The organism is Rhodococcus sp. ACS1 (assembly GCF_002300155.1).
Lineage (GTDB): Bacteria > Actinomycetota > Actinomycetes > Mycobacteriales > Mycobacteriaceae > Rhodococcus_F > Rhodococcus_F koreensis.
In genome coordinates, this window is sequence record NZ_NSDZ01000004.1 from 1,702,523 (window position 1) to 1,722,998 (window position 20,476).

General features: G+C 67.6%; 25 protein-coding genes. 16 read left to right on the forward strand and 9 right to left on the reverse strand.

The features are described from left to right. Position 1: 1 nt before the first annotated feature. From CJ179_RS20165 to tuf, 10 genes are all read left to right on the forward strand, one after another. Positions 2 to 1,996, forward strand: coding sequence for a biotin carboxylase N-terminal domain-containing protein (locus tag CJ179_RS20165; protein ID WP_072940437.1), 1,995 nt, complete (start codon positions 2 to 4; stop codon positions 1,994 to 1,996). Next, a complete protein-coding gene (locus CJ179_RS20170; protein WP_095862588.1) occupies positions 1,993 to 3,183 on the forward strand; it encodes an acyl-CoA dehydrogenase family protein in 1,191 nt (396 codons plus the stop codon). The genes CJ179_RS20165 and CJ179_RS20170 overlap by 4 nt, the downstream gene beginning before the upstream one ends. Next, on the forward strand, positions 3,183 to 3,983 hold the full coding sequence (locus CJ179_RS20175; RefSeq protein ID WP_095862589.1) for an enoyl-CoA hydratase family protein: 801 nt from the start codon (positions 3,183 to 3,185) through the stop codon (positions 3,981 to 3,983). Before CJ179_RS20170 ends, CJ179_RS20175 begins: the two co-directional genes overlap by 1 nt. Before the next feature lie 59 nt (positions 3,984 to 4,042). Continuing rightward, positions 4,043 to 4,684, forward strand: a complete 642-nt coding sequence (locus tag CJ179_RS20180) for a TetR/AcrR family transcriptional regulator (RefSeq protein WP_072940135.1) — start codon at positions 4,043 to 4,045, stop codon at positions 4,682 to 4,684. A 38-nt stretch (positions 4,685 to 4,722) separates the two neighbouring features. Continuing rightward, positions 4,723 to 5,247, forward strand: a complete 525-nt coding sequence (locus CJ179_RS20185) for a DUF3558 domain-containing protein (RefSeq protein WP_095862590.1) — start codon at positions 4,723 to 4,725, stop codon at positions 5,245 to 5,247. Positions 5,248 to 5,258: 11 nt separating this feature from the next. Continuing rightward, on the forward strand, positions 5,259 to 5,798 hold the full coding sequence (locus CJ179_RS20190; RefSeq protein WP_095862591.1) for a DUF3558 domain-containing protein: 540 nt from the start codon (positions 5,259 to 5,261) through the stop codon (positions 5,796 to 5,798). 362 nt (positions 5,799 to 6,160) lie between these two features. After that, positions 6,161 to 6,535 (forward strand): 30S ribosomal protein S12, encoded by a 375-nt coding sequence (gene rpsL, locus CJ179_RS20195; RefSeq protein WP_005252198.1) that lies wholly within the window; start codon positions 6,161 to 6,163, stop codon positions 6,533 to 6,535. Next, positions 6,535 to 7,005, forward strand: a complete 471-nt coding sequence (rpsG, locus tag CJ179_RS20200) for a 30S ribosomal protein S7 (RefSeq protein ID WP_005252199.1) — start codon at positions 6,535 to 6,537, stop codon at positions 7,003 to 7,005. The genes rpsL and rpsG overlap by 1 nt, the downstream gene beginning before the upstream one ends. Before the next feature lie 161 nt (positions 7,006 to 7,166). Then, positions 7,167 to 9,269 (forward strand): elongation factor G, encoded by a 2,103-nt coding sequence (gene fusA, locus CJ179_RS20205; protein WP_072940144.1) that lies wholly within the window; start codon positions 7,167 to 7,169, stop codon positions 9,267 to 9,269. A gap of 89 nt (positions 9,270 to 9,358) precedes the next feature. After that, positions 9,359 to 10,549: an elongation factor Tu gene (gene tuf / locus CJ179_RS20210; RefSeq protein ID WP_072940147.1), complete on the forward strand. Its 1,191-nt coding sequence runs from the start codon at positions 9,359 to 9,361 to the stop codon at positions 10,547 to 10,549. A 69-nt stretch (positions 10,550 to 10,618) separates the two neighbouring features. On the opposite strand, the gene CJ179_RS20215 is transcribed toward tuf, so the two are convergent. The 6 genes from CJ179_RS20215 to CJ179_RS20240 are packed head-to-tail and all read right to left on the reverse strand — an operon-like array spanning position 10,619 to position 13,419. Then, positions 10,619 to 10,879 carry a YciI family protein gene (locus tag CJ179_RS20215; RefSeq protein WP_241031307.1) on the reverse strand — a complete coding sequence of 87 codons (261 nt, stop codon included), beginning with the start codon at positions 10,877 to 10,879 and terminating at the stop codon, positions 10,619 to 10,621. Positions 10,880 to 10,925: 46 nt separating this feature from the next. Next, positions 10,926 to 11,501: a hypothetical protein gene (locus CJ179_RS20220; protein ID WP_072940153.1), complete on the reverse strand. Its 576-nt coding sequence runs from the start codon at positions 11,499 to 11,501 to the stop codon at positions 10,926 to 10,928. Beyond that, positions 11,498 to 12,478, reverse strand: a complete 981-nt coding sequence (locus tag CJ179_RS20225; protein ID WP_072940155.1) for a DUF6286 domain-containing Asp23/Gls24 family envelope stress response protein — start codon at positions 12,476 to 12,478, stop codon at positions 11,498 to 11,500. Before CJ179_RS20225 ends, CJ179_RS20220 begins: the two co-directional genes overlap by 4 nt. Beyond that, on the reverse strand, positions 12,471 to 12,650 hold the full coding sequence (locus tag CJ179_RS20230) for a hypothetical protein (RefSeq protein ID WP_005252219.1): 180 nt from the start codon (positions 12,648 to 12,650) through the stop codon (positions 12,471 to 12,473). Before CJ179_RS20230 ends, CJ179_RS20225 begins: the two co-directional genes overlap by 8 nt. After that, positions 12,647 to 12,961 (reverse strand): Asp23/Gls24 family envelope stress response protein, encoded by a 315-nt coding sequence (locus tag CJ179_RS20235; RefSeq protein WP_072940158.1) that lies wholly within the window; start codon positions 12,959 to 12,961, stop codon positions 12,647 to 12,649. The genes CJ179_RS20230 and CJ179_RS20235 overlap by 4 nt, the downstream gene beginning before the upstream one ends. After that, on the reverse strand, positions 12,958 to 13,419 hold the full coding sequence (locus CJ179_RS20240) for an Asp23/Gls24 family envelope stress response protein (RefSeq protein ID WP_072940161.1): 462 nt from the start codon (positions 13,417 to 13,419) through the stop codon (positions 12,958 to 12,960). Before CJ179_RS20240 ends, CJ179_RS20235 begins: the two co-directional genes overlap by 4 nt. Positions 13,420 to 13,564: 145 nt before the next feature. Here CJ179_RS20240 and CJ179_RS20245 point away from each other — a divergent pair, with 145 nt between their 5' ends. From CJ179_RS20245 to CJ179_RS20255, 3 genes are read left to right on the forward strand one after another with little or no spacing between them, the layout of a single operon-like run. Beyond that, positions 13,565 to 14,188, forward strand: coding sequence for a hypothetical protein (locus tag CJ179_RS20245; RefSeq protein ID WP_306454247.1), 624 nt, complete (start codon positions 13,565 to 13,567; stop codon positions 14,186 to 14,188). Next, positions 14,185 to 14,700: a twin-arginine translocation pathway signal gene (locus tag CJ179_RS20250; RefSeq protein WP_072940164.1), complete on the forward strand. Its 516-nt coding sequence runs from the start codon at positions 14,185 to 14,187 to the stop codon at positions 14,698 to 14,700. Before CJ179_RS20245 ends, CJ179_RS20250 begins: the two co-directional genes overlap by 4 nt. A gap of 11 nt (positions 14,701 to 14,711) precedes the next feature. After that, a complete protein-coding gene (locus tag CJ179_RS20255; RefSeq protein ID WP_072940167.1) occupies positions 14,712 to 15,161 on the forward strand; it encodes a hypothetical protein in 450 nt (149 codons plus the stop codon). Between the two features lie 32 nt (positions 15,162 to 15,193). Here the strand turns inward: CJ179_RS20255 and CJ179_RS20260 are convergent, their stop codons facing one another. The 3 genes from CJ179_RS20260 to pnuC are packed head-to-tail and all read right to left on the reverse strand — an operon-like array spanning position 15,194 to position 17,624. After that, entirely contained in the window at positions 15,194 to 15,889 is a 696-nt protein-coding gene (locus CJ179_RS20260; protein ID WP_174705474.1) for an NUDIX domain-containing protein, read from the reverse strand. A gap of 2 nt (positions 15,890 to 15,891) precedes the next feature. Beyond that, the gene (locus CJ179_RS20265) at positions 15,892 to 16,977 is read right to left on the reverse strand and encodes an AAA family ATPase (RefSeq protein ID WP_072940442.1); all 1,086 of its coding nucleotides are present in this window, start codon (positions 16,975 to 16,977) and stop codon (positions 15,892 to 15,894) included. A 5-nt stretch (positions 16,978 to 16,982) separates the two neighbouring features. Beyond that, on the reverse strand, positions 16,983 to 17,624 hold the full coding sequence (gene pnuC / locus CJ179_RS20270) for a nicotinamide riboside transporter PnuC (protein WP_095862592.1): 642 nt from the start codon (positions 17,622 to 17,624) through the stop codon (positions 16,983 to 16,985). A gap of 149 nt (positions 17,625 to 17,773) precedes the next feature. Here pnuC and CJ179_RS20275 point away from each other — a divergent pair, with 149 nt between their 5' ends. The 3 genes from CJ179_RS20275 (at position 17,774) to CJ179_RS20285 (ending at position 20,475) form a co-directional block, all read left to right on the forward strand. Next, positions 17,774 to 18,949, forward strand: coding sequence for an acyl-CoA dehydrogenase family protein (locus CJ179_RS20275; RefSeq protein WP_095862593.1), 1,176 nt, complete (start codon positions 17,774 to 17,776; stop codon positions 18,947 to 18,949). Between the two features lie 9 nt (positions 18,950 to 18,958). Beyond that, positions 18,959 to 20,086, forward strand: a complete 1,128-nt coding sequence (locus tag CJ179_RS20280) for an acyl-CoA dehydrogenase family protein (RefSeq protein WP_095862594.1) — start codon at positions 18,959 to 18,961, stop codon at positions 20,084 to 20,086. A gap of 185 nt (positions 20,087 to 20,271) precedes the next feature. Then, positions 20,272 to 20,475, forward strand: coding sequence for a hypothetical protein (locus tag CJ179_RS20285; RefSeq protein WP_012688808.1), 204 nt, complete (start codon positions 20,272 to 20,274; stop codon positions 20,473 to 20,475). The last annotated feature ends 1 nt before the right edge of the window (position 20,476 follow it).

Below are 20,476 nucleotides of genomic sequence, written 5' to 3' on the forward strand. Positions count from 1 at the left end.
CATGATCCAGTCCGTACTGGTTGCCAACCGCGGCGAGATCGCCCGCCGCATCTTCGCCACCTGCCGCCGCTCAGGCATCGGGACCGTCGCCGTGTTCTCGGACGCCGACGCACTCAGCCCGCACGTCACCGAGGCCGACGCCGCGGTCCGGTTGCCGGGCAACAGTCCAGCCGACACCTACCTGCGCGGTGACCTCGTCATCGAGGCAGCGCTCCTCGCCGGTGCCGACGCCATCCACCCCGGCTACGGGTTCCTGTCCGAGAACGCGGAATTCGCGCGCGCCGTCCACGATGCTGGGCTGACGTGGATCGGACCGCCCGCGCCCGCCATCGAGATGATGGGTTCCAAGGTCGAGTCCAAGAAGTTGATGGCCGCCGCGGGGGTCCCGGTGCTGGCCGAACTCGATCCGGACGCCGTCACCGAAGCCGATCTGCCGGTGCTCGTCAAGGCGTCCGCCGGCGGCGGCGGACGTGGCATGCGCGTGGTGCGTGAACTCGCGGACCTTCCGGAACAGCTGGAAGGCGCGCGGCGCGAAGCGCAATCGGCGTTCGGCGACCCGACCGTGTTCTGCGAGCGCTACCTCGAGACGGGCAGGCACATCGAGGTCCAGGTGATGGCCGACCGGCACGGAACCGTGTGGGCGGTGGGCGAGCGTGAGTGCTCCATCCAGCGCCGGCACCAGAAGGTGGTGGAGGAGGCGCCGTCGCCGCTGGTCGAGGCCGTCCCCGGAATGCGTGAGCGGCTGTTCGAGGCCGCCCGGCTCGCGGCGAAGGCCATCGACTACGAGGGGGCGGGGACGGTCGAGTTCCTGGCGACCGGACGAGCGGACACCGACGGTGGGGACTTCTTCTTTCTGGAGATGAACACCCGCCTGCAGGTGGAGCACCCGGTCACCGAATGCACCACCGGTCTCGACCTGGTGGACCTGCAACTGGAGGTGGCGTCGGGTCTGGCACTCGACGCGGATTCGCCCGCCGTGTCCGGCCATTCCATCGAGGTCCGGCTGTACGCCGAGGACCCCGCGCAGAACTGGCAGCCGCAGAGCGGGCCGGTCCACCGCCTGGCGCTACCCGGCACCGCGGTCGAATTCGACGTTCTCCGCACGCCGGGCATCCGCCTCGACTCCGGGGTGGTCGACGGGTCCACCGTCGGCGTGCACTACGACCCGATGCTCGCGAAGGTCATCTCGTTCGCGCCCACCCGGACGCAGGCAGCGACCCGGCTGGCGACGGCACTGGGCCGCACGCAGATCCACGGTCTGCGCACCAACCGCGACCTCCTGGTCAACGTGCTCCGCCACCCGGCGTTCCTCGCGGGCGACACGGACACCGCCTTCTTCGACACCCACGGACTGGACGTGCTGGCGCAGCCACTGGCGTCGGTGGAGACCGAGCGACTGTCGGCGCTGGCCGCCGCCCTCGCCGACGCCGCGCACAACCGTGACGTCGCGACGGTCGACTCGACGCTCCCCAGCGGGTGGCGGAACCTGGCGTCCGCGCCGCAGTCAAAGACGTTCACCGGTACCGGCGGCGACGTCGAGATCCGGTACCTGCTCACCCGGTACGGGCTGAAGGCGGAGGGTTTCGACGACGTCTCACTCGTGTCCGCGACGGCACGGCACGTCGCACTCGACGCGGCGGGGCTGCGCCGCTCGTTCGAGGTGTCCCGGTACGGGGACGACGTCTTCGTCGATTCCGCGCTGGGCCCGGTGAGCCTGCACGCCGCACCGCGATTCACCGATCCGAGTGCCGTCGTCGCCGAGGGGTCGCTGCTCGCGCCGATGCCGGGTTCCGTGATCCGCGTCGGCGCGGCGGTCGGTGATGCGGTGACCGCCGGTCAGCCGATCGTGTGGCTCGAGGCGATGAAGATGGAACACACGATCAAGGCGCCGGCGTCCGGTGTCCTCACCGAACTTTCCGTGACCGTCGGCACGCAGGTCGACGTGGGAACAGTCCTGGCAGTAGTCGAAGCAGCGCACGCTGAAGGAGAATCATGAGCTTCATCGAGACAGAAGAACAGAAGGAACTCCGCGCGTCCGTGTCGAGGCTCGGGGAGCGCTTCAACTACGTCGACTACGTGCTTCCGCGGGCGCGGCGCGGCGAACCGCTCACCGAATTATGGAACGAGGCGGGCAAACTCGGCTTCCTCGGCGTCAACCTCCCCGAGGAGTACGGAGGCGGCGGCGCGGGTATCTACGAATTGGCGCTCGTCCAGGAAGAACTCGCCGCCCACGGCGCCGGACTCCTGCTGGTGGTCGTCTCGCCCGCCATCTGCGGCACGATCATCGGCAAGTACGGCACGGCGGACCAGAAGCAGAAGTGGCTCCCCGGACTCGCCGACGGCTCGAAGATCATGGCGTTCGGCATCACCGAGGCCGACGCGGGGTCGAACTCGCATCAGATCACGACCACTGCGCGGCGGGACCGGTCGAGCGGAGCGAGGGGTGATGGTGACGGCGAGGATTGGCTGCTGTCGGGGAACAAGATCTATATCTCCGGGGTCGACCAGGCGGACGCCGTCCTGATCGTCGCGCGGACCGAGGACTCGAAGACCGGCAAGCTGAAGCCTGCGCTGTTCATCGTCCCCACCGACGCCGAGAACTTCGTGAAGACGCCGATGGAGATGGACATCGTCGAGCCCGACCGCCAGTTCATGCTGTTCCTCGACGACGTCCGGTTGCCCGCCGACGCGCTCGTCGGCGAGGCCGACGCGGCCCTGATGCAGCTGTTCGCGGGACTCAACCCCGAACGCATCCTCGGCGCGTCGATGGCGATCGGCATGGGCCGCTACGCGCTGGACGCCGCGGTCCGGTTCGCGAAGGAACGCACGGTGTGGAAGGAGCCGATCGGCACACACCAGGGCATCTCGCATCCGCTGGCGCAGATCAAGATCGAACTCGAACTCGCCAAGCTGATGATGCAGAAGGCCGCCGTCCTCTACGACAGCGGCGACGACTTCGGCGCCGCCGAGGCCGCCAACATGGCCAAGTACGCCGCCGCCGAGGCCAGCATCAAGGCGCTCGACCAGGCCGTCCAGACTCACGGCGGCGCGGGACTGACCAAGGAATACGGTCTCGCGGCGATGCTCGGCGCGGCCCGCATCGGCCGCGTCGCGCCGGTGAGCAGGGAAATGGTCCTCAACTTCGTCGCCCAGCACTCGCTCGGGCTGCCGAAGTCGTACTGATGTCGAACGGACAGCACATGACCGACGTGGAAGCCGACCGGTACGTCCGGTACGAGGTGAATCGAGGGTTCGCCACCCTCACCCTCGACTCGCCCCACAACAGGAACGCGATCTCCGGCAGGCTCGTGGACGAGCTGCTGCAGGGATTGCGGGACGCCGCCGCGGACATCGACGTCCGCGGCGTCGTCCTCACCCACACCGGTGGCACGTTCTGCGCCGGGGCGGATCTGAGCGAGACGTCCGGCGACGTCGGCTCGCGCACCCGGCAGATGGCCGAACTGCTGCGCGCCATCGTGGAGCTGCCGAAACCGGTGATCGCCCGGATCGACGGTCACGTCCGGGCCGGGGGCATGGGGCTGGTCGGGGCGTGCGACCTCGCCGTCGCCGGCCCGCGCAGCACGTTCGCGCTCACCGAGGTCCGGCTCGGGCTCGCCGCGTCGATCATCTCGCTGACCGTGCTGCCCCGCATCGATTCGCGCGCCGCGAGCCGCTACCTGCTCACGGGCGAGAAGTTCGGCGCCCACGAGGCGGAGGCGATCGGGCTGATCAGCGAGTCCGCCGAGGACCCGGAGGACACCGTCGAGGAATTGCTGGACCAGTTACGGCAGGCGTCGCCGCAGGGTCTGGCCGAATCGAAGACGTTGACCACCCGCGGTGTGCTCGCCGACTTCGACCGCTACACCGACGCGCTGACCGCCCAGTCGGCGAGGCTGTTCGAATCCGAGGAGGCGCGGGAAGGCATGATGGCGTTTCTGCAGAAGCGGCCGCCGAGATGGGCCTCCGGCCCTGTGCGTGGTTGACGAGTCTCTGGACTCGTCAACCACTCACGGGCGCGCAGCGCGACGAGAGGAAGTGACACATGACCCGCGAACCGAAGCAGGACCGTAGCCGGGTCACGCGCGGACATCTCCTCGAGGTCACCATCGACTGCCTCGCGGAACTGGGCTGGGGCGCGACGACGGTGAGCCTCGTCGCCCAGCGCGCCGGCGTGTCCCGCGGCGCGACCCAGCACCATTTCCCCACCCGCGAAGACCTCATCACCGCGGCGCTCGAGGTCATGTTCGACGCCCGGATGGAGCAGGCCCGGCGCGAGGCCACCGACCTGCCGACCGGGGAGGGGCGCACCGAGGCGGTGGTGTCGCGGCTCGTCGACTACTACACCGGCACCCTGTTCAAGGCGGCGCTGCAGGTGTGGACGGCGGCCGCCGCCGACCCGGAACTGCGGGCCCGGATCGTGCCGCTCGAGGAACGGTTCGGGCGGGTCGCGCACCGCACCGCCGTCGAACACTTCGGGTTCGACGACGCCGATCCGGTGGCGCACCGGCTCGTCCAGGCCACCCTCGATCTCGCCCGCGGACTCGGCCTGGCCGACGTGCTCACGGACGACTCCAAGAGGCGCGCGGAGATCGTGCGGCAGTGGGCTGCGCAGTTGGACGCGGCACTACCGCGGGGCGGCAGATCTGTAGAGCCCAGGCGCCTCGACGTGGCCGTTCTCGACTGACCGGGCAAAGATCGCGGCGATCGGTAGAGTCACCGACCATGGGCCGGAAATGGGGAGCGCTCGTCCTGATCACCGTCGCGGCCGGTCTGGCCGGCTGTGGGGGAGATGGAGACGATTCCGGTACCGCACCCGCCGCACAGAGTCTTCCGCAGGTGACCGATCCGGGCCCGTTCTTCGGCCAGTGCGGTTCGGTCACCGACGACGAGGTGGCGAAGGCGTTCGGCATGCCTCCCTTCACCGGGGTGACGCGCAATTCCGTCGGCTGCGAGTGGGAAACCGCGGGAATAGGCGGCCCGAGCGTCACGTTCTCCTGGTACCGCGGCAGTCCGATCGGCCGCGAGCGGGCGGGTTCGGAGCTGATCGGCAGGCCGGCCACCGACATCGACGTCCAGGGACATCCCGGATTCATCGCGTCGTCCGAAGGAATTCTGTGTGAACTCGGTGTGGAGTTCGGCGGTGACTTCGTGCACTGGTCGGTGATGTATGCGGACGCGCAACCCGCGGCCGATCCGTGCAAGGTGGCGCGCGACCTCGCCGAACTCAGCGTGTCGAGGGCCAAGTGAGCGGGGGAGTGATGGGCAGGCGGACGTGGCGCGCCGTGCGGGTGCTGACCGCGGCCACCGCGATCGGGTTGATCGTGGGGTGCGGGTCGACGATCGAGGGCTCACCGAGGGTGGAGGGCAGTTCCTCCTCGGGGGACACCGAACAGTTCACGGCCCTGCTCGAGGAGTGCAACGCGGTCGCCGACGAACAGATCGCGCAGACCGTCGGCGCCGACGCCATCCAACGAGGCTTCTTCGGCGCGATCTGCCGCTGGGACGCGGTCGGCGCCAACGGTCCCGTGAAGGTGACGTTCAACTGGTTCGAGACGGGTTCCCTCGACACGGAGAAGTCGACCGCGGAGAAGCTCGGCTACACAGTGGAAGCGTCCACCATCCAGGGGCGCAGGGCCGTCGTGATGCGTCCGCCCGGCGATCCGGGGGCGTGCGGAGTGACGGTCGGGTCGCCCTCATCGGGGGTCGTCGGCTGGTGGGTACAGTTCCAGACGGGGGCGGCAGACCCGTGCCAGGCGGCATCGACGCTTGCGGATCTGACGCTCAATCTGAGTAGTTGATGTGCCCGTGTCCGTACCGACAGCTCCAAGCAGTACCCCACATCGCAGGTCAGCCCTTACCATTGCCCGCCCACTTTGACCTTCCGGCGCGCCGCCGGGTATCGTTGTGGGTCGTGTCCGGCATGCCCGGGCCGATCTGTGTGCCTAGCGAGGTATTGCCGTGCGCGCGTTCGTGCAGATTTCTGCATGGAACGAGCATCCGGCTGCCTGTGTGGGGGTATGCGACACACCCGACCTCGGGTGCAGCTCGAGGTGCGGGTGAGGGGCAGCAGCTCTCTTGCCCCAACTGCTAGATCCCTAATTTCAGAACAGCCAAGGTTGCTTGTCCAGAGCAGTCTGTTCAACACGAAGAAAGCCGGTAAATGCCAACCATCAACCAGCTGGTCCGCAAGGGCCGCCGCGACAAGACCGCGAAGGTCAAGACGGCAGCCCTCAAGGGCAGCCCGCAGCGTCGTGGCGTGTGCACCCGCGTGTACACCACCACCCCGAAGAAGCCGAACTCGGCGCTCCGTAAGGTCGCGCGTGTGCGCTTGACCAGCTCCGTCGAGGTCACCGCTTACATCCCGGGCGAGGGCCACAACCTGCAGGAGCACTCGATGGTGCTCGTCCGCGGTGGTCGTGTGAAGGACCTCCCCGGTGTGCGCTACAAGATCATCCGCGGCTCCCTCGACACCCAGGGTGTCAAGGGCCGCAAGCAGGCCCGCAGCCGCTACGGCGCCAAGAAGGAGAAGAGCTAATGCCACGTAAGGGCCCCGCTCCGAAGCGTCCGCTCATCAACGACCCGGTCTACGGTTCGCCCCTGGTGACGCAGCTCGTCAACAAGATTCTCCTGGACGGCAAGAAGTCCACCGCCGAGCGCATCGTGTACGAAGCACTCGAGCAGGCGCGCGAGAAGACCGGCACCGATCCGGTCGTCACCCTCAAGCGCGCACTGGACAACGTCAAGCCTGCCCTCGAGGTTCGCAGCCGCCGTGTCGGTGGCGCCACCTACCAGGTGCCGGTCGAGGTCCGTCCGGGCCGCTCCACCACCCTCGCGCTCCGCTGGCTCGTGACCTTCTCCCGGCAGCGTCGTGAGAAGACCATGGTCGAGCGTCTCGCCAACGAGCTCCTCGATGCCAGCAACGGCCTGGGTGCCGCTGTGAAGCGCCGTGAGGACACTCACAAGATGGCCGAAGCCAACAAGGCATTCGCCCACTACCGCTGGTGACGTCACGTCGGAGCAGTCACCAACCGTGACTGCTCCGGCGTCGTCGCACGTCGGGCCCCTACCGGGGACCGGCTGATCTACAACTCGAGACAATGGCCCCGCTGGTGGAACACCGGGGAGGCCGACACCCGATACACGAGCTACGAGCGGGGAAGAATCCTGTGGCACAGGAAGTGCTGACCGACCTGAACAAGGTCCGCAACATCGGCATCATGGCGCACATCGATGCCGGCAAGACCACGACCACCGAGCGCATCCTGTTCTACACCGGTGTCAACTACAAGATCGGTGAGACGCACGACGGTGCCTCGACCACGGACTGGATGGAACAGGAGAAGGAACGCGGCATCACGATCACCTCTGCCGCGGTGACCTGCTTCTGGAACAACAACCAGATCAACATCATCGACACGCCGGGCCACGTCGACTTCACCGTCGAGGTGGAGCGTTCGCTCCGCGTGCTCGACGGCGCCGTCGCAGTGTTCGACGGCAAAGAGGGCGTCGAGCCCCAGTCGGAGCAGGTGTGGCGTCAGGCCGCCAAGTACGACGTTCCGCGCATCTGTTTCGTCAACAAGATGGACAAGATGGGCGCGGACTTCTACTTCACGGTCCAGACCATCATCGACCGCCTCGGCGCGAAGCCGCTCGTCCTGCAGCTGCCGATCGGCGCGGAGGACGACTTCGACGGTGTCGTCGACCTGGTCGAGATGAAGGCCATCACCTGGCGTGGAGTCGTGCCGACGGGTGCCGAGCCCACCATCGAGGAGATCCCGGCCGATCTGGCCGACAAGGCTGCCGAGTACCGCGAGAAGCTGCTCGAGACCGTTGCCGAGTCCGACGAATCTCTCATGGAGAAGTACTTCGCCGGTGAGGAACTCTCCATCGAGGAGATCAAGGGCGCCATCCGCAAGATGACGGTCGCCTCCGAGCTGTACCCGGTGCTGTGTGGTTCCGCGTTCAAGAACAAGGGTGTTCAGCCCATGCTCGACGCGGTCATCGACTACCTGCCGAACCCGCTGGACATCGGCGAGGTCCAGGGTCACGCCCTCGGCAACGAGGAAGAGATCCTCACGCGTAAGCCGAGCAAGGAAGAGCCGTTCTCGGCTCTGGCCTTCAAGATCGCTTCGCACCCGTTCTTCGGAAAGCTGACGTTCGTCCGCGTGTACTCCGGCCGGATCGATCCGGGCGCCCAGGTCATGAACGCGACCAAGGGTAAGAAGGAGCGCATCGGAAAGCTCTTCCAGATGCACGCCAACAAGGAGAACCCGGTCGACGAGGCCGTGGCCGGCCACATCTACGCGATGATCGGCCTGAAGGACACCACGACCGGTGACACCCTGTGTGCACAGGACGCCCCGATCGTGCTCGAGTCGATGAGCTTCCCGGACCCGGTCATCCAGGTCTCGATCGAGCCCAAGACGAAGTCCGACCAGGAGAAGCTGGGCACCGCGATCCAGAAGCTCGCCGAAGAGGACCCGACGTTCTCCGTCGAACTCGACGAAGAGACCGGCCAGACCGTCATCGGCGGCATGGGCGAGCTCCACCTCGACATCCTCGTCGACCGTATGCGTCGCGAGTTCAAGGTCGAGGCCAACGTCGGCAAGCCGCAGGTCGCCTACCGCGAGACCATCACCAAGAAGGTCGAGAAGCACGACTACACCCACAAGAAGCAGACTGGTGGATCGGGCCAGTTCGCCAAGGTGATCATCGCGCTGGAGCCGTTCGTCGGCGAAGACGGTGCCTCCTACGAGTTCGAGAACAAGGTCTCCGGTGGCCGCATCCCTCGCGAGTACATCCCCTCCGTGGATGCAGGCGCGCAGGACGCGATGCAGTACGGCGTTCTCGCCGGCTACCCGCTGGTGAACCTGAAGCTGTCGCTGCTCGACGGTGCGTACCACGACGTCGACTCGTCGGAAATGGCCTTCAAGGTCGCCGGTTCGCAGGCGCTGAAGGAAGCCGCCCGCAAGGCCGGCCCGGTCATTCTCGAGCCGCTCATGGCTGTCGAGGTCACCACACCCGAGGAGTACATGGGTGACGTGATCGGCGACCTGAACTCCCGCCGTGGCCAGATCCAGGCCATGGAGGAACGCAGTGGTGCCCGTGTCGTGAAGGCGCTGGTTCCGCTCTCGGAGATGTTTGGTTACATCGGTGATCTGCGGTCGAAGACCCAGGGCCGGGCGAACTTCTCCATGGTGTTCGATTCCTACGCAGAGGTTCCCGCGAACGTCTCGAAGGAAATCATCGCCAAGGCGACCGGCGAGTAACCTCGGTTCCAGCCGGCCGAAGCACGACCCAGTAATAACAACCGCACTGCTGCATACCGCAAGCATCAATCAGTCCAGGAGGACACACAGTGGCGAAGGCGAAGTTCGAGCGGACGAAGCCGCACGTGAACATCGGCACCATCGGTCACGTCGACCACGGCAAGACCACGCTGACCGCGGCCATCACCAAGGTTCTGCACGACGCGTACCCGGATCTCAACGAGGCCTCGGCCTTCGACGAGATCGACAAGGCTCCTGAGGAGAAGGCTCGCGGTATCACGATCAACATCTCGCATGTTGAGTACCAGACCGAGAAGCGCCACTACGCGCACGTCGATGCTCCCGGTCACGCCGACTACATCAAGAACATGATCACCGGTGCGGCGCAGATGGACGGCGCCATCCTCGTGGTCGCGGCCACCGACGGCCCGATGCCCCAGACGCGTGAGCACGTGCTGCTCGCCCGCCAGGTCGGCGTGCCGTACATCCTCGTCGCCCTGAACAAGGCCGACATGGTGGACGACGACGAGATCATCGAGCTCGTCGAGATGGAGGTCCGTGAGCTCCTCGCTGCGCAGGAGTTCGACGAGGAAGCTCCCGTCGTCAAGGTCTCCGCACTGAAGGCGCTCGAGGGCGACCCGGAGTGGACCAAGAACATCCTCGAGCTCATGGCTGCGGTCGACGAGTCGATCCCGGACCCGGTCCGCGAGACCGACAAGCCGTTCCTCATGCCCGTCGAGGACGTCTTCACGATCACCGGTCGTGGCACCGTCGTCACCGGTCGTATCGAGCGTGGCCAGGTCAACGTCAACGAAGAGGTCGAGATCGTCGGCATCAAGGAGACGGTCACCAAGACCACGGTCACCGGTATCGAGATGTTCCGCAAGCTCCTCGACTCGGGCCAGGCCGGTGACAACGTCGGTCTGCTGGTTCGTGGTATCAAGCGCGAAGATGTCGAGCGTGGACAGGTTGTCGTCAAGCCCGGCACCACCACCCCGCACACCGAGTTCGAGGGCCAGGCGTACATCCTGTCCAAGGACGAGGGCGGCCGCCACACGCCGTTCTTCAACAACTACCGTCCGCAGTTCTACTTCCGTACGACGGACGTGACGGGCGTTGTGACGCTGCCCGAGGGCACCGAGATGGTCATGCCCGGTGACAACACCGAGATGTCCGTCAAGCTGATCCAGCCCGTCGCCATGGACGAGGGCCTGCGCTTCGCGATCCGCGAAGGCGGCCGTACGGTCGGCGCCGGCAAGGTCACGAAGATCAACAAGTGATCTAGCTTCACCAACGCCGATGGCGCTCACCCTCCGGGGTGGGCGCCATCGGCGTTTCGGGGTTCTGCGTCAGCGGTAGTTCAGCGCGTCCCATTCCCGGATGTCGCTGGGATGGGCGATCCCTTCGAGGACGAACGGGTCGCGTGCGATGAACTGTTCCGCCCGCTCACGGCTGGTGAACAGCGCCATGGACCCGTTGCTCGCCGGGTCGTCGAACGGTCCGATTCCGAGGATTCCGCCTTCCGCGGCGAACGCGTCGAGGTACTCACGGTGCCGTGGATAGACTTCCGGGATCCGGGCGGCGGCGGACGGATCGGTTGTGTAGAACACGACGTACTCCATGGCGGAGAACCTACCGAGACCGGGACGTCCCGTGTCAGTTTTCGACGTGTACCGGGTGGTCGGCGCGGTCGAGGTGGAGCAGCACCTGGGTGGCGACCTGCTCACCGCCGAGCGTCGACGCGACCCATGATGCGACGTCCTCGGACTTGCGGGTGAAGTCGTGGATGTCGACGGTGGGGTCGGCGGTCACGACGATCGACAGGGTGGGGAGTCCGCGTTCGACGACGGCGCGGGCCCGCGTCTGCCGGACTCCGGGGTACTGGGCGAGTTCGCTGGCGACCCCGTTGGCGAGGGAGCCCAGGTCGACGGTGACGTAGGTGCCCGATTCGCGATCCGGGACTGCGACGGCGGACGTGCGTCGCCGGGTGAGGTCCAGCGCGAGGACCACGATCCCGAAGACCAGTCCCACGACGACCGTCGCGGCGAGGGCCCAGCCCCACCAGCCCTGGTCGGGAAGCGCGGTGACGCGTGCGCGGTCGTACCGCGACACCCATTCCCGGACGATCGGAACCTGCAGGTCCCAGGCGATGGCGTAGGCGCCGAATCCGAGGAGCGCGAGCCCGACGAGCAGGACGATCAGCCGGTTGACGGCGGCGGTCCGATGCGTCACGGCTTCACCTGCACTCGGAGTTCGGGGGACGTGCCGAGCAGCGACAGCGTCGGTTCGACGGCCTCGCGGACGGAGATGGCCACGTCTGCGGCGGGTGTCGACTCGGTGCGCACCACGCGGACGGTGACGTGCTTGCGGTCGACTGTCGTGTGCGCCGACAGCACCCCGGGGACCGTGTTGGCGTGACTACTGGAATTGCGGGCGAGGTCGGTGGGGCGCAGCCAGACGATCGGGGTGTCGCCCACCGCGAGGGGCAGATGGGTGCGCGGCCGCGGTTTGAGGGCGGCGACGATGAACACGATTCCCAGCACGATCGCGCCGACGGCGACGGGGACGATCCAATCGGACCAGTGCAGCCTGCCCAGCCATTGCGCGGTGTTGCGGATCCAGGGCGCGTTGGCGAACGTGCCGCGCATGATGAGCAGTTCACGCGCGGCGACGACCGCGAGGCCGAGGGCGGCGACGGCGACGATGATCGCGGCGGGCACGGCGGCGGGTGTCGCGCGCGGCGTGCGGGGCCGGATCGGCGCCACCGGGAGGGGCGGCACCGCCGGATCGCCCTGTTCGGAGTAGAGGCTGTCGGCGCCGCTGTCTTCGGGTGCCGCGGATTCCGTTCCGACGACCACGATGTTGAGTTCGATGACCGGCATGCCGGTCATCTGCTCGACCTGGCGGTGCACCTGTGCGCGGAGCCTGCGGTTGAGGAGATCGAGCCGGCACGGCCACTGCACCGCGATGTACAGGTTGATCGCGACGGCGTCCGCACCCGTCGAGACGTCGGCGCGGGGGAGTTCTCTGCCCGTCAGCCGGGACAGTCCGCCGGACTGCTTGACGACGCCGGGTACTTGGAGCGCTGCGGCGACGGCGATCTTCACGACGGCGCGTTCCTTGATGACCAATTCGCCGCGCTGGGCGGTGTCGTCGAGCGCAGCGTCGTCCCGGGGTCCGGCGGGGGGTGCGGTGGACGGTTCAGCCACGGCCGCGGCTTCGGAGGATGGCGCCGAGATCGAGGTGCCCGTCGCGGTGCGCGCCCACGGCCATGCCCAGTGCGCCGAGCAGGACGGCGAAGACGAATCCGCTGAAACCGCCGAGGATGCCGGCGATGGCGAGGAGTAATCCAACGATCAGGCCTGTGATTGTGCTGTTCATTGAGCGTGTCCTGTCTCTGTCAGGAGATCTTCGATGATCACGTCGACGGGGACGTCCACCAGTGATTCCACTGCGGCCCGCACCCTTTCGGCGGTGTCGACGACGTTGGCGGGGTAGCGCGCCGCGAGATGGACGGCACAGGACGTGGGGCCGACGGTCACCCCGGTCACCCGGCGTCCGGGCAGGTACGTCGCGACTTCGCCGAACGCGCCGCCGTGCATCGCTGCCACTCCGGGGGTCGCGAGGACGGCGGCCACGATGCGTTCGGAGATGTCCTCCGCGTGAGTGTCCGGTGGGAGCGGTCCGGTCACTGCACCCTCGGTTTGCCGTCGAGTTCGGACGCGGCCTCGGATTCGTCGAAGAGCATGACGTCGAAGACGGTGATGTTCACTTCGGTCACTTCGAGTCCGGTCATGCGCTCGACGGCCGCGATGACGTTGCGTCGGATGCCGACCGCGAGTTCGTGCAGTGCAACACCGTATTCGGCGACGATGCCGATGTCGATGGCGGCCTGTTTCTCCCCGACTTCGACGGCGACGCCCTGGGCGTGGTTGACGCGGGCGCCGGGGATCCGGTCCCGGAGGGCGCCGACGGCGCGTGCGGTGCCGCCGCCCACGTCGTAGACGCCGTTGATCTCACGGGTGGCGATACCGGCGATCTTGGCGACGACGGCGTCCGCGATGATGGTCCGTCCCTGGGAACTGACGAGTTCCGGAGTCGCCCCGGCACCGAACTGCACGCGGCTGCGTGCGCCTGAATCGCTGGTCATCGTGGATCCCCTTCGAGTCGCCTGCCTTCTCCTCAACAGTAATGATCACCGACGGTACGCGGGGTCTCCCACGCGCCTTTCCGCCCGCGGATCTGTCCGGATACCGGTGCGGAAAATATTTGATATGACTACCCGGTACCATGGCGTGATCCAGGTAACAGAGGTACGGCACGACGGAAGGAATCCCATGGCGGAAGTGGCCCCCGACCAGGACGCTGCCCCCAGTGAGGAGGCCGCTTCCAGTGAGGACGCTGCTTCCGGTGAGGGCACTGCCCCCGGGCCCCGGACGCCGGCCGTCACCGCAGGTGTGGCGGTTCTGTCCGTTCTCGCGCTCGCGTTCCTCGCGGTGAGCGGCTACTTCGGCTACACGCACCGGCAGGCGGAGCGGGCGGCGCAGCAGCGGTCCGAGATCGTGGACGCCGCGAGCCAGGGCGTCGTGAATCTGACGACGATGGACTTCCAGCGGGCCGACGAAGACGTGCAGAAGGTGCTCGACGGCTCGGCGGGAGAATTCCGCGACGAATTCGAGGCCCGGTCCAAGGATCTCATCGCCGTCATGCAGGAGGCCCAGGTCAAATCGGTCGGGGAGGTGCGCCAGGCCGCGATCGAGAGGCAGGACGGCGACTCCGCCGACGTGCTCGTCGCGGTCGCCCAGAAGGTGTCGAATGCGGGCGGGGCCGCAGAGGAACCGCGTAGTCAGAGAATGCGGGTCACGATGCAACTCGAGGACGGCACGTACAAGATCGTGAAGGCGGGGTTCGTGCAGTGAGTACCGACGCATCGCCGAAGTCGCGCAGGCTCCTCCTGATCCTGGGTGCGCTCACCGTGGTCACGGCCGTGCTGGCCGGGGTGCTGTACTTCACGCTCTACCGGCCCGGCCAGCGCGTCGACGACACCGTCCGCGCCGCCGTCACCGACACCGCTTCGCAGGGCGCGATCGCTCTGCTGTCGTACGGTCCGGACACGGTGGAGAACGACGTCGGCGCCGCGAAGGAGCGCCTGACGGGGGAGTTCCTCGACTATTACACGCAGTTCACGACGGACGTCGTCGTCCCGGCGGCGAAGGAGAGCCGGGTCGCCACGCAGGCGACGGTGGCCGCGTCCGGTCCGGTCGAGGTGGCGGCCGACACGGCGACGGTGCTGCTGTTCGTCAACCAGAGCACCACCAGCGCCGGGAAACCGGAACCGGCGGTGACGGCGACGAGCATTTCCGTCGAGCTGACCAAATCCGGCGACGACTGGCTGATCTCCGGCTTCGATCCCGTCCAGGCCCACGGGTAGCGTTGGCGCCCATGAGCACTCTTCGAGAGGTCGGCGACCGCGAGTCGTGGCGCTGTTGGTTGTGTGACGAACCGGTGGATCCCGACATGTCGGTCAACGACCCGCGCGGCCCCAGCATCGACAGTGTCGTCACCGCGAAGAAGGCCAAGGCGAAGGGCGGCGTCGAACGCCTCGCTCACCGCGCGTGCAACACCAAGAAGGGCGCCGTCAAACCGGTGGTGCCGTGGCCCGACCGGTTGTTCGTCGTCGACCCCGCCCCGATCATCGGCGTCGTCGAACAACTCGGCCGCAAGGGCGGCCGGGTGGCCGTGGCGCGGTGCCCGGGCAAGTCGGATGCGGAGGACGCGTCGGAGTGGTTGCTCGACCGGTTGTCCCGTCTCGCACCGGAACTGGACGTCGAGACGCAGATCGACGCGGCCGGTGGCGCGTTTCTGCTCGTTCTGCGGCTCCGCCACCCGTGAGTACTTCTTAACCGCCTGCGGTTAACAAGTACTCACGGGCGGGGGATCGGCGGGTGCAGGGTGGTGGCGTCGCCCGGGCGGTACAGCTGGGCGCGCCTGCCGCCCGTGGATGCGGCGTCGGCGACGCCCTCGACGGGTTCGACGAACCCCCGCGTTCCCAGGACCTTGCGGCGGAAGTTCGCGCGGTCCCACGTCACGTCCCACACGGCCTCGTACACCGTCTGGAGGTCCCGGATCGAGAACGGAGACTCCACGAAATGGGTTGCCAAAGTGGTGTATTCGAGTTTCGACCGCACCCGCTCGAGGGCGTCGGCGAGGATCTGCGCGTGGTCGAACGCCAGCGACTCGCGGGACGCGTCCTCGACCGGCATCCAGTAGGCGTCGGCGGCGTCGGAACCGGCGGACGGCTCCGGCAGGTTCGGCGCGAACGCCACGAACACCACCGACACGACGCGCATGCGCGGGTCGCGGCCCGGCTCGCTGTACGTCGCCAACTGCTCGAGGTGACCGGGAAAGCTGTCGAGTCCGGTCTCCTCCGCCAGTTCGCGTCGCGCCGCGACGTCCGCCGATTCGTCGGCGTGAACGAAACCGCCGGGCAGCGCGGGCATCCCCTGGAACGGTTCCTCTCCCCGCCGCACCAGCAGGACCGACAGCGAGGGGCCGCGCAGCGTGAACATCGCGAGATCGACGGTCACGGCGAACGGTGGGTACTCGGTTGCGTCGTACACTGTCAGCCTCCCAGTGGTGCGGCGAACGTCGATCGGTGGGCGAGTGCCTGTTCAGTGACCTGCGTCGCGAGGTCGAGACGCTCTGCCTGGCTCCCGGTCAGCATCACCCACGACCGCCCGGCGGCGGTGAGTGCATCGACGAACCACTCTGTCATCTCCTCCCGGATCGACTCTCCGTCACGCAACCCATCCTGCACGAAGGGGACACCGACGTGGTCGGTAATGAGGTACAGGGCATGGCGGCCCGGCCGGTGGTCGTGCGCCCGGGTGCTGTCGGGGCCGAGGTAGCGCCGCTCCCACACGGTGGTGGCTTCTGCGTCGGTGTCGCAGATCGTCAGGGGCGACCCCGACCGCGCCGCCGCCTCTTCCCACTCGTTCTGGATGCGGGCGATGTCGGCGAAATCCTGCCCGATCCAGACGAGGTCGTCGACGCCGGCGGACGCGTCGGCGACGCGGGCTCTCGCCAGCTTGTCGGCGGTTGCCGTGCGACCGTATTCGGGAACCCAGTGCGTGCGCCGCCAGATCCCGCCGCGGGCGCGGAAGCGCTGCGCCAGCGCATGACTGACGGTGGTGGTCCCGGTGGATTCCGCGCCGAGCACCACGATCCGGGTGGTGAGCAGTGCCTGCGCGGGCGCGTCGAGGTGTTCCCAATTGCCGGCGAGGTCGCCTCGACAGGCGGTTCCCGAAATCGGGAACCGGACCCGCTCGGGGTCGACGGGGACGTGGACGGCGTCGAACCAGCGGGCGAGGTCGTCGCCGTACTTCTCGCTCGACACGACCACGTCGACGGCGATTCCGGTGACCTGGCGCACCGCGGCGCGCATGCACGCCACCTGGGCGGCCCACACCGGTCGCGACGCCAGGTCCATCGGGGCGTCGCACGCGATGCCGGTCACGGTCACCGTGCGGTCGCCCGCATGCGATTCGGCGAGGCAGGACACTCTGTCCGCCAAGGGAATCGACTCGACCCGGGACGCCATCACCACCACCGTCACCCGGGCGGCTACCCGCGCCGCCTCCCGGATCAGCAGGTGGTGCCCGGCGTGCGGGGGATAGAACTTTCCGATCACGAGCGCGTGGTCGCGCATTGCGGTCACCTGCTCGCGGTCGTCGCGAGGGCGGGGAGTCCCGACGACCTGCGCCACTCGAGGAGACCGCGGACGCAGAGCACGAGGAAGCCGACGTACAGCAGGGCCGTCAGCGTCAGACCCTTGTGCAGGTAGAGCGGGACGTAGACCAGATCGGCCGCAATCCACAGCAGCCACGATTCCCAGCGCTTGTTCACCTGTCCCCAGGTGGCCAGCAGCGAGAGGGCTGTGGTGACGGCGTCCCAGAACGGGACCGTGGACGACGTCGCCGTGTGCAGGAGCACGGTCAAGGCGGCGGTGCCGACGATGCCGGTCCCGGCGAGCCACCTCCATTCCTCCGGCGACGTCCCGGTGACGGGCAACGGGTTGCCGGCGCGACCGCGGATCCACCGGATCCACCCGGCCACGGCGAGCGCGATGTAGACCAGTTGGAGGGCCGAGTCGGCGAAGAGTCCGGCTGCGTAGAACAGCAGGATCCAGACCAGGTTGTTCGCGATTCCGATCGGCCAGTTCCAGGTGGACTGCCGGGCGACGAGCCAGACGCACACGGCGCCCGACGCGAAACCGAGCACTTCGGCCCAGCTCGTCGTCGTCCCGAACGACGTCACCGCGGCCGAATTGAGCCAGTCGACGAGTAGTGCGATCACGGGAACTCCTTGTAGTCGTAGTGACTACGAAACGGTATCACTGATGTGGTCATTGTGACTACAACTGGGGATGTCGTGGTGTCCCGCGGGAGGTGGGGGTACCGTCGGGACCAGAACATGAATCCGACCTCGAGTGCGAAGGAATTCCGATGAATCTGGCCCTGACCGACGAGGAGCTGGCGTTCCGCGACGAGATGCGAACGTTCTTCACCACACAGATTCCGGCGGAGATCCGCGAGCGGTATGCGCGGGGCGAAGAAGTGGGGAAAGAAGGCTTCATCGAGTCTCAGCGGATTCTGAACGCCAACGGGCTCGCGACGCCGCACTGGCCGGTCGAGTGGGGCGGCCGCGACTGGACGCCGGTGCAGAAGCACATCTGGCTCGACGAGCTGCAGCTCGCGTCGGTGCCCGAGCCGCTCGCGTTCAACACCAGCATGGTGGGCCCCGTCATCGCGGCGTTCGGTTCGCAGGAGCAGAAGGAGAAGTTCCTTCCCGCGACCGCCAACCTCGACATCTGGTGGTGCCAGGGATTTTCCGAGCCCGAGGCCGGTTCCGACCTCGCGTCGCTGAAGACCCGCGCCGTCCGCGACGGCGACGACTACGTGATCAACGGCCAGAAGACGTGGACCACCCTCGCGCAGCACGCAGACTGGATCTTCGTCCTCGCCCGCACCAACCCGGATGCCCCCAAGAAGCAGGCCGGCATCTCGTTCATCCTCGTCGACCTGAAGACGCCCGGCGTCACAGTGCGCCCGATCAAGCTGATCGACGGAGGCCACGAGGTCAACGAGGTCTTCTTCGAGGACGTGCGCGTGCCCGCCGAGAATCTCGTGGGTGAGGAGAACCAGGGCTGGAGCTACGCCAAGTTCCTGCTCGGCAACGAGCGCGCCGGCGTCACCCGCCTGGGATTCTCCAAGGTCCGGCTCGCGCAGGCGAAGAAGCGCGCCGCGGAGATCTCGGTCGGCGAGGGGACGCTGCTCGAGGACCCGCTGTTCGCCGCCCGCATCGCGGAACTGGAGAACGAGATCATCGCGCTCGAGCTCACCCAGCTGCGGGTCGTCGCGAGTTCGGCCGACGGCAAGCCGAACCCGGCGTCGTCGCTGCTGAAGCTGCGCGGGTCCGAACTGCAGCAGGCGACACTCGAACTGCTGACCGACGTCGCGGGCCCCGACTCCCTACCCTTCGCCGCCGGTGACGGCATCTCCTCACCGCTCTGGGCGCAGCGGACGGCACCGACCTATCTGAACTACCGCAAGGTTTCCATCTACAGCGGATCGAGCGAAGTGCAGCGCAGCATCATCGCCTCCTCGATCCTCGGATTGTGAGGGCGTGACATGGACTTCGACCTGACCGACGAACAGAAACTGCTGCGCGACACCATCCGCGAACTGCTGGGGCGCAGCTACGACGCGGAGAAGCGCAACGCTGTCACCGATACCGAGCAGGGGTGGAGCCCGCAGGTCTGGAAGCAACTCGCCGAGGTGGGGCTGCTCGGCCTGAGCTTCGACGAGGAAGACGGGGGAATGGGCGCCGGACCCGTCGAGGTGGCATCGGTGATGACCGAGATAGGCCGCCGCCTCGCCCCCGAACCGGTCCTCGACGCCGTGCTCGTGCCGGGCGGTCTGATCGCTGCGGCCGGCAGTACGGAGCAGCGTCGCCGGATTCTCCCGGACGTGTCCGAGGGCACCCTCCTGCTGGCCTTCGCCGATCGGGAACCGGGCGTGCGCTGGCCGTCGGCCCGGGTGTCCACGACCGCGACGAAGGATGGCGACGCGTGGACCCTGACAGGTACGAAGAATCCTGTTCCGCACGGTGGCGGCGCGAACATGCTGGTCGTCAGCGCGACACTCCCGGACGGCGGGGTCGGACTGTTCCTCGTCGACGGCGACGCCGCCGGCCTGACCCGCACCCCCTACGCGACCCACGACGGACTGCGGGCCGCGCAGGTGGAACTGTCCGGCACCCCGGCCGAGCCGCTCGGTGCGGGCGGCGACGCGGCTGCGGCGATCGAGGGCGCACACATCCGGGCGCAGGCGGCACTGTGCGCGGAGGCCGTCGGCGCGATGGAGGAGGCGTTGCGGCTGACGACCGAGTACCTGAAGACCCGCAAGCAGTTCGGCGTCCCGATCGCGAAGTTCCAGACACTCACCCACCGTGCGGCAGACATGTACGTGCTGCTGGAACTGGCCCGCAGCATGAGTCTCTACGCCACGATGTCGCTGGCCGACGGAACCGTGGACCCGGTGGTCGCGTCCCGCGCCAAGCTGCAGATCGGCCGGTCGGCCCGGACGATCGGGCAGGAAGCGATCCAGATGCACGGCGGCATCGGCATGACAGCCGAGTACCCGGTCGGGCACTACGTGAGCCGGCTGACCGCCATCGAGCACACCCTCGGCGGCTCCGACGACCACCTGCGCGTGCTCGCGGCGGCGACGACCCAGGGCACCGTCAGCATCATTTAGCTGCGCCCGTGAGTACTTGTTAACCGCGGGCGGTTAACAAGTACTCACGGGGGCAGGTCTCGGATTGGTATCGGAAAGAGCGTTTTCGACGTGTCGCACGAGGACCCCCGTGTGACGCAGCTAACGTTCTGCGCGCACATCAGAACTCACGGGGGATGTACGTATCTCGGTGAAGGAGCGTTGTCATGGGGTCCGGTCCAGTCAAAGCGATCATGTGGAGCCTGCTCGTCGTGGGACTCGTCGGTGCGGGAGTCGGGATCTCCGAACTGCACGTCCCGTGGACGGTCGCGTCGTTGATCGTCGCGTCGGTGTCCGGCCTGGTCCTGCTCAGGATCCGTGCCGACGCACACCCCGAACTGCACAGCGAGCGCCGGATGGCTGCCGGCTGAC

Bases quoted from the DNA above. Each gene is read 5' to 3' on its own strand.
- CJ179_RS20190 (WP_095862591.1), top strand. From the start codon at position 5,259: ATGGGCAGGCGGACGTGGCGCGCCGTGCGGGTGCTGACCGCGGCCACC.
- CJ179_RS20230 (WP_005252219.1), bottom strand. From the start codon at position 12,650: ATGAACAGCACAATCACAGGCCTGATCGTTGGATTACTCCTCGCCATC.
- CJ179_RS20185 (WP_095862590.1), top strand. From the start codon at position 4,723: ATGGGCCGGAAATGGGGAGCGCTCGTCCTGATCACCGTCGCGGCCGGT.
- CJ179_RS20255 (WP_072940167.1), top strand. From the start codon at position 14,712: ATGAGCACTCTTCGAGAGGTCGGCGACCGCGAGTCGTGGCGCTGTTGG.
- CJ179_RS20265 (WP_072940442.1), bottom strand. From the start codon at position 16,977: ATGCGCGACCACGCGCTCGTGATCGGAAAGTTCTATCCCCCGCACGCC.
- CJ179_RS20285 (WP_012688808.1), top strand. From the start codon at position 20,272: ATGGGGTCCGGTCCAGTCAAAGCGATCATGTGGAGCCTGCTCGTCGTG.
- CJ179_RS20170 (WP_095862588.1), top strand. From the start codon at position 1,993: ATGAGCTTCATCGAGACAGAAGAACAGAAGGAACTCCGCGCGTCCGTG.
- CJ179_RS20275 (WP_095862593.1), top strand. From the start codon at position 17,774: ATGAATCTGGCCCTGACCGACGAGGAGCTGGCGTTCCGCGACGAGATG.
- CJ179_RS20175 (WP_095862589.1), top strand. From the start codon at position 3,183: ATGTCGAACGGACAGCACATGACCGACGTGGAAGCCGACCGGTACGTC.
- CJ179_RS20180 (WP_072940135.1), top strand. From the start codon at position 4,043: ATGACCCGCGAACCGAAGCAGGACCGTAGCCGGGTCACGCGCGGACAT.
- CJ179_RS20280 (WP_095862594.1), top strand. From the start codon at position 18,959: ATGGACTTCGACCTGACCGACGAACAGAAACTGCTGCGCGACACCATC.
- rpsG (WP_005252199.1), top strand. From the start codon at position 6,535: ATGCCACGTAAGGGCCCCGCTCCGAAGCGTCCGCTCATCAACGACCCG.
- CJ179_RS20240 (WP_072940161.1), bottom strand. From the start codon at position 13,419: ATGACCAGCGATTCAGGCGCACGCAGCCGCGTGCAGTTCGGTGCCGGG.
- CJ179_RS20165 (WP_072940437.1), top strand. From the start codon at position 2: ATGATCCAGTCCGTACTGGTTGCCAACCGCGGCGAGATCGCCCGCCGC.
- rpsL (WP_005252198.1), top strand. From the start codon at position 6,161: ATGCCAACCATCAACCAGCTGGTCCGCAAGGGCCGCCGCGACAAGACC.